This window comes from Clostridium sp. UBA5119, from assembly GCF_002414285.1.
GTDB classification, from domain to species: domain Bacteria; phylum Bacillota; class Clostridia; order Clostridiales; family Clostridiaceae; genus Clostridium_J; species Clostridium_J sulfidigenes.
The window spans coordinates 15,863-17,086 of the sequence record NZ_DHYX01000041.1; the positions used below are offsets into that span (position 1 = coordinate 15,863).

Annotated in this window: 1 protein-coding gene; it reads right to left on the reverse strand. The window is 31.0% G+C overall.

Features of this window, described 5'->3' with window-relative positions:
• Window positions 1–1,116 (reverse strand): hypothetical protein (locus tag B2671_RS06155; protein WP_414632618.1); only part of this gene is annotated, 1,116 nt, incomplete at its 3' end.
• Window positions 1,117–1,224 lie beyond the last annotated feature (108 nt).

Genomic DNA, 1,224 nt, shown 5'->3' on the forward strand with positions numbered 1-1,224 from the left:
ATATGCTTCATAGCTACCCATATTAACACCTATAGTTAAAACAGGCAAAGAATTTTTTTGAGGTTCACTACCAAATTTATAATATTGCATTATAAAATCAGCAGCCATATTAAGGTATGTTCCATCCTTCTTATTTTTTTCATTCTCTAACCATCCTCTTATAAGTGATATGTTAGATGCTGATAATTTGTTTACTTCACTTCCACTTATAATTATGCCATTATTATCGGGTTTAGGTAAATATTTTAAATTATCTATTTCATTCGGTAAAGTGTTATAAAACTTCATAGTTTCATTTCTATCTATTCCACCTACACGAACAATGTTGTAACCACTTGTCAATCCTGCTGTAGAGTCAAATATTCCAAAACCGCCCATTATATAGAGATCTTTAATCCCCATATCTTTAATTGCACTCATGACTTTAGTATCAATAGTTTTTCCGTTGTTTAAAAGAACAGGAAAATACATATTGGAATTTTTAGCTGAAACAGATGCTATCTTTGCATCTGCAAGTTCTCCACCTTGCCAAGTCGAAGCGATATATGCTCTTTTATTCGAACCAAATAAAATTTTTGCATAGTCTATAGAGTCTTGCACTGGATCTGTTGGTTTTGTTAAAGTTGAATTCGTGGCAGATTTCCAATCTAGTACTGAAGCAGATGGGTTAGCTATATATCTAGTTTGATAATCAAGAAATGTAGCAAATGGACTATCGAACCAACTTGTATATCCTACCTTTCCACCTGGCACTCCTGTTGTTGTTGTGCTAATATCAGTATAATCTATTTTACTAGTAGGATCTTTAATACCATTAACCCAAAAATAAGGTTGCATATAAACAGCATCTTTCACTTTTGAAGTTCTCTCCCTATAACTATAAGAACCTTTTAATCGATCAATTATAGTAGTTTTTCTTCCATCATACGTAGTATCAGATAGATTTACATATTTTGAATTGGCAATATTAAAAGTTGGCTTACCTTTATATATCCAAAATCTCTCATAGTCTGAAGAATCAAATCCAAAAGCAAACGTAACATTTGCTGTCAGTGTTAAAGCTATAGTAATTAAGAAACAAATGATTTTTTTATAGCATTTATTTCTTTTTTCCATAAAATCACCTATTTCTTTAGTTGAGATACTATACTATCACTTACAGCTGATGTACTACCTAGAACATAAAGTTTAGTTATATTAGACTTATCTAAGAAAGCCTTCTGA